The sequence below is a fragment of the Streptomyces xiaopingdaonensis genome (assembly GCF_000262345.1).
GTDB classification, from domain to species: domain Bacteria; phylum Actinomycetota; class Actinomycetes; order Streptomycetales; family Streptomycetaceae; genus Streptomyces; species Streptomyces xiaopingdaonensis.
Genome location: NZ_AJTQ01000146.1, coordinates 1 through 5,753, shown reverse-complemented (window position 1 = coordinate 5,753; position 5,753 = coordinate 1). Strand labels below are relative to the sequence as shown.

Below are 5,753 nucleotides of genomic sequence, written 5' to 3'. Positions count from 1 at the left end.
CCGGGCGGGAAGCTCCGCCCGGTACGCGCCCCGTGGTGCTGTGCGGGCGTCAGCCGTTGGCGAGCGCCTTGAGCCGGTCGTAGGCGCCGTTGAACTGGTTGTGGTCGCCGACGATCGGGCCCGAGGAGGTGTACTGCCAGAAGGTGTGGAAGCCCCAGCCGTTCGGCAGGGCGCCGGGCGAGCTCGCGTACCGCGCGACCCACAGCGGGTTGATGTTGCCGAAGCCGCCGTTGTTCCCCGTGCACTGCTTCCACCAGTCGGTGGTCGTGTAGATCACCGGGTCGCGGCCGGTCTTCGACTTGTACGTGTTGCTGAAGTCCTTGATCCAGTTGACCATCGCGGACTGGCTCAGCCCGTAGCACGTGGCGCCGTACGGGTTGTACTCGATGTCGAGCACGCCCGGGAGCGTCTTGCCGTCCTTGCTCCACCCGCCGCCGTTGTTGGCGAAGTAGGTGGCCTGGGCTGCGCCGCTGGAGCTGCTCGGGACGGCGAAGTGGTACGCGCCCCTGATCATGCCCGTGTTGTACGAGCCGTTGTACTGCTGCGTGAAGTACGGGTTCTTGTAGTTGGTGCTCTCCGTCGCCTTCACGTAGGCCCACTGGACGCCGCTGTTGGAGAGAGCGCTCCAGTTGACGTTGCCCTGATGGCTGCTGACGTCGACGCCCTCGACGGTCGCCGCCCTGGTGCTGGGGGCGCGGCCGTCGGTGTCGTCACCGCCCTCGTGCATCTGGACGCCGGCGCCGAGCCACGCCTCGCCCGGCTTGATCGGGGCGGAGCCGTTGCTCTGGGACGCGGCGGTGGCGGAGCCCGGGAGGGCGAGGACGAGTGCGAGCGCTGCGAGGAGTGCTCCGGTTGCGGCGCCGCGTCTGCGGCGGAGCGTCAGGAAGCGGTGAACAGACATGTCTGCCTCCGGGATGCCTTGACGGTGGGGGAGATCTGGGGATGTGGGGGGTCAGTGGAGCGTAAGGCTGTGCATGGAGGTGCAGATGCATCGACACGCGACTGGCGCGAGCATGTCATTTTCAAAAGTACGCGCGTAGACCCCGGGCGGGAAGGAGCAGAAACCCCGCCGTTGGTCTATTCCTGTGGAACTCCGGGCAGAGCTGCGACAATCGCGGGTTTCGACAGGAACTTTCGCCGGTGAAGGCGCCCCTGCCGGGGGAGGACCCGGCGGGAGGCGCCGGAGAGCGGCGGACAAGGGGAGCGGAGACGGGTGGCAGAGGACGACGTCCGCCGTGCGGCGGGCGAGGGGCAACCGGAAGCGGGCGGCGAGCCGTTCGCCCCCGAGTACTACGCGCTGGAGCGGGAGTTGACGTTCTTCCTCCGCCGGGCGCGCTCGGAGTCGGCCGAGATGGCGAGAGAGGTGCACCCCGAACTGGAGCCCGCCGCCTACGGGTTGCTCGTCCGGCTCGAGGCCTCGGGCTCGCAGCGTGCGACAGCGCTCGCCTGGTACTTCGGCGTCGGCAAGGGGACGATCAGCAGGCAGCTCGCCGCGCTCGAACGCCTCGGGCTCGTCCGCAGGCGCCCCGACCCGCTCGACGGCCGGGCGGCGCTGCTGGAGCTGACGGAGGAGGGCGGCGCGCGCGTGGCGCGGGTGCGCCGCGTCAGGCGGTCCGAGTACGCGCGCAGGCTCGGCTCCTGGGAACGCGGTGAGATCGCCGAACTGGCGCGGCTGCTCCACCGGTTGAACGCCGAAGGCGAGGACGCCGGCTGAGCCCGGCTGCCCGCGGCCGGGCCGCTGCGGGGACCGGCCGCGGACGGGCTCAGTGGTTGCTGGTCAGGTAGAAGATGCCGTCGTTCTCCGTCGGTCCCGCGGGACCGCCCAGGTCGTTGATGACGTGGTTGATGGTGCCCTTGCCGCCGAGCGAGACGATCACCATGTCGGTGAAGTCGATGCCGGGCCCTTCCGGCGCCACGAAGCTCCGCTCGGCGACGACGGACTCGTCGTCGGTGAAGTTGCAGTAGCTGCCGAGGCCCCACGCCTCGTGGGTCGTGACGCCGTCGGCGACGCGGTACGCCGGGTAGCCGTTGGTACGACCGTCCGACCACGAGGACTGGTCCGGCGGGTCGTAGGGGAACTCGTTCTGGAAGAAGTAGGTGCGGCCGCGCTCGCCGTTCCACTCCACCTCGGTCTTCTGGTAATGCTCGACGAAGAGGCCGTACATCGTGACGTCGTCGGCCTCCACGACGAGCCCGGTCTCCGCCGTGTTGGTCTCCCAGCCGATCCCCGAGCCGTGGTCGCCCCGCCAGAGCCAGAGGTTGTCGCCGATCGTGTGCGGGCTGTTGACGACGAGGCTGGTGGTGGCCTTGCCCGCGTGCGCGCCGCCGATCCGGAAGAAGACGTCGTGTAGCGCCGTGGGGCGGGAGGCGCTGCCGCCTCCGCTGCCCGTGCCGACCTCCATGAGCGTCTCCGAGTTGGTGGTCCCCGCGTCGATGAGGATGCCCGCGACGGTGGCGCCCTCGACGTCCCCGACGGTGAGCGCGGTGACCCCGCCCTGCGGCACGAAGGTCGCGAGCCCGATGCCGAGCACGACGGTGCCGTCGCGGGTGAGGCGTACCGGCTCCTCGATCTCGTAGACACCCGGGGTGACGAGCAGGTGCTTGCCCGCGTCGAGCGCCGCGTTGAGGTCGGCGGCGGTGTCGCCCTCCCGTGCGATGTGGAAGTCCTCGAGCGGTAGGGACTCGCCCGCGGCGGCGCCGCCCGACCAGGAGGTGCCGGCGGAGTCGGTCCGCGTCGCCGGCACGAAGACCTGCCAGGCGCCCGCCCCGTCGACGTGGAGGAACGGCTTCTCGCGGAGGACGGGCGCGGTGTCGACGACGGTGTGCGAGGGGTCGGGGAAGTGGTGCGGCGGGGCGCCCTCGACGCCGACGAAGACCATGTTCCACACCGAGCCCGCCCACTCGCCGAGCGTGCTGTTGCGGGTGAGCCACTGCTGCTGGCTGCCGGAGACCACCGCGCCCTCGACCCGGCTGTCGGCGAGGAACCCGCCGCTCGACCAGCCGTCGTAACCGTTCCAGAGCGTCATGTCGCCGCTGACGTGCACCCGGCGCAGCGGTGCCGCCTGGGAGACGGCCCAGCGGTTGGTTCCGTCGCGGGGCACCAGGTGGAAGTTCTCCGCGGCGCGCCAGAAGTTCTGCGTGGCGTTGCCGTCGAACCAGTCGGCCTCGACGCGGACGTGGCTGTCCTCCAGCACCACGTCGTCGGGGCTGAGCCCGAGCCCGGCGACGTGCGTGTAGAAGCCGACGTTGGCGTCGACACCGGTGTAGGTGCCCGGCTTGAAGAGGAAGGCCACCCGCTCGGTGCCGAACTGGTTGCGCTCCTGGGTGCCGAAGGCCGAGTCGAGCGCCGCCTGGATCTCGGAGGCCGGGGTGGCGGGGTCGAAGATGTGGACGTGCGGGCCGAGGTCGGGGTCGGCGGCGCGCGGGGCGGGGGAGCGTCCTGCGGCGCCGAGGGCGCTGCCGGCGACGACGGGCGTGAGCGCTGCGGCGGCGAGACCCGTGAGGGCGGTACGGCGGGAGGGGCGCCACGTGGCGCCGTTGCGTGCGGGTCTGCCGTCGGGGTTGCTGCGTCCCATGGCGAGTTCTCCTGTCACGTGGGGGAGTCGGACGGCCGCGGCGGTGCCGCGACCGGCGCTGCTGGTACGGCGCCGCGGCGCCGTGCGGTCGACTCGGTGCAGGTGAGGCCGTGCCCGCGCGCCGTCTGCGCCCGGTGGCACGGGAGTTGTGGACCACCCTTCGCCGCGCGGCTGTCGACGCATGAGGGTGCTCTCTCGCCGGGGTCACTTCTAGAAGCGCCGGAGGGGGCTGTCAAGGGCGGACGAAGGAGCTTCCGGACGCCGGGTGGATTCAGCAGTCGGGAGCCCGGTCCCGGAGTAGGACCGTCGGAACCCCTTCAAAGGAGCATTTCTCGACAGGTGAAGGTTCAACTCATGAGCCCAACTGGGCTTTGCTGCAAGTTGTATTGACACGTCTCAAACGCGTTCGTAACGTGCACTTCTTGTGAGAGCGCTCTCTCGCCCGTACGACCGAGGCGCTCACATGTCGACCCGGCTCCACCGCACGCGCTCCACCCGCACCACCGCCAGGCGTCGCGCCGGCGCGCGCCGCGACGCCGCCGGATGCCGGGGCGACCAGGGGACCGGTCGCCCCGGCACCCCGGCGGGCGCACAGCCCCGCACGGCCGCCCGTCCGGGAGCGCCGCCGGGAATCGGAAGGAGGCCGCACCTCGATACGGCGCACGCTGAACTCCCGGCCGCGCAGGCCCGGTCAGCGGCCGGGCGCCCTGCCCCACGACGGTGGCGCGCCCGGACACCGAACCCCTTGGACGCACCGGCGGGCTGCTCACCCGGCAGGCGCCCAAGGACGCGAGCGGGACGGCGGGCACGCCCAGGACGGCCCGCCGTCCCGTCTCGGTCGCGGTGGCGGGTGCCGAGGGGCGGCCCGTCCCGGTGGCTGCTCCCCGCCCGCGGCTCAGGCCGTCAGCGCGTCGAGATAGGCCTGCGCCTTCTCCGGGTCGAAGAACCACTCCTCGAAGTCGGTGGGGTCGTTGAACCCGTTGGCGAAACGGTCGGCGATCGGCTGGAGTTCGTTGGCCGTGCCGAGGAGCTGGAGGACGTGCTCGGGCGGCGGCGCGAGCATGGCGTTGGTCCACTTCGTGACGTGCTGCGCCTTCGCCCAGTAGCGGTCGAAGGTCGCCTGCATCCACGCCTCGTCGAACGGCTTGTCGCCGTTGTCGAGGATCGACTGGAGGTAGACCGCGGCGCACTTGGAGGCGGAGTTCGAACCCTGGCCCGTGATCGGGTCGTTGGCGACGACGACGTCGGCGACGCCGAGCGTCAGGCCGCCGCCGGGCAGCCGTCCGACCGGGTTCCGCACGGTGGGCGCGTACCGGCCCGCGAGGGTGCCGCCCGCGTCGGTGAGCTCCACGTTCGTGGCGCGCGCGTACTCCCAGGGCGTGAACTTCTCCATCAGTTCGAGGGTCTTGGCGAGGTGCTCCGACGGGTCCTTGACGCCCTGGAAGGCGTCGAGCGGCCCGCCGGGGATGCCCTCCCAGAACAGGATGTCGCAACGCCCCGAGTTGGTGACGCTCGGCATCACGAAGAGCTCGCCCACGCCGGGGACGAGGTTGCAGCGCACCGCCTCGGTCTCCGGATGCTCGGGCCGCGGCCCGAGGCCGTGCACGTAGGCGACGGCGAGCGCGCGCTGGGGGGCGTCGTACGGAGACCGCGCGGCGTCCCGGCCGAACATCGAGACCAGTTCGCCCTTGCCCGCGGCGACGAGGACGAGGTCGTAGCGGCGCGCGAAGTAGTCGAGGTCGCCGACGGCCGCGCCGTGGATCACGAGTTGGCCGCCGCGCTGCGCGAACGTCTCCATCCAGCCGGCCATCTTGACGCGCTGGTCGACCGACTGCGCGTAGCCGTCCTTCAGCCTGCCCAGCCAGTTGACCGGGCGTGAGGAGTCGGGTCCCGCGACGGAGACGCCGAGGCCCCCGATCTTCGGCGCCTGGTCCTCCCAGAAGTTGAGGCCGAGGTCCCGCTCGTGCTGGAGCGCGTCGTGGAACATGCACTGGGTGGACATCACCCGGCCGCCGCGCACCTCGTCCGCGGTGCGGTTGGTCATGATGGTGACCTCGTAGCCGTGCGACTGGAGGCCGAGGGCGAGTTGCAGACCTGCTTGGCCCGCGCCGACGATGAGTATCTTCCGCATGCCGGATCTCTTTCTGGGTTGCTGTGGCTGGGTGGCTGACGGGGCGC

Annotated in this window: 4 protein-coding genes; 1 reads left to right on the top strand and 3 read right to left on the bottom strand. The window is 71.4% G+C overall.

Going from position 1 to position 5,753, the window contains the following annotated elements; all coding sequences use genetic code 11:
- Positions 1–49 precede the first annotated feature (49 nt).
- Positions 50–901: a lysozyme gene (locus UWG_RS0111970; protein WP_016907451.1), complete on the bottom strand. Its 852-nt coding sequence runs from the start codon at positions 899–901 to the stop codon at positions 50–52.
- A gap of 312 nt (positions 902–1,213) precedes the next feature.
- Between UWG_RS0111970 and UWG_RS0111965 the strand changes: the two genes are divergently transcribed.
- Positions 1,214–1,714 (top strand): MarR family winged helix-turn-helix transcriptional regulator, encoded by a 501-nt coding sequence (locus UWG_RS0111965; protein ID WP_016907450.1) that lies wholly within the window; start codon positions 1,214–1,216, stop codon positions 1,712–1,714.
- Between the two features lie 49 nt (positions 1,715–1,763).
- Here the strand turns inward: UWG_RS0111965 and UWG_RS0111960 are convergent, their stop codons facing one another.
- Together UWG_RS0111960 and UWG_RS0111955 are read right to left on the bottom strand one after the other, a co-directional pair.
- On the bottom strand, positions 1,764–3,575 hold the full coding sequence (locus UWG_RS0111960; protein ID WP_016907449.1) for a hypothetical protein: 1,812 nt from the start codon (positions 3,573–3,575) through the stop codon (positions 1,764–1,766).
- Between the two features lie 895 nt (positions 3,576–4,470).
- Positions 4,471–5,706 (bottom strand): styrene monooxygenase/indole monooxygenase family protein, encoded by a 1,236-nt coding sequence (locus UWG_RS0111955; RefSeq protein WP_016907448.1) that lies wholly within the window; start codon positions 5,704–5,706, stop codon positions 4,471–4,473.
- Between the last annotated feature and the right edge of the window lie 47 nt (positions 5,707–5,753).

What these genes read in the sequence shown, in the direction of transcription:
- UWG_RS0111970 (WP_016907451.1), bottom strand. Translation starts at nt 901, where the DNA reads ATGTCTGTTCACCGCTTCCTGACGCTCCGCCGCAGACGCGGCGCCGCA.
- UWG_RS0111960 (WP_016907449.1), bottom strand. Translation starts at nt 3,575, where the DNA reads ATGGGACGCAGCAACCCCGACGGCAGACCCGCACGCAACGGCGCCACG.
- UWG_RS0111955 (WP_016907448.1), bottom strand. Translation starts at nt 5,706, where the DNA reads ATGCGGAAGATACTCATCGTCGGCGCGGGCCAAGCAGGTCTGCAACTC.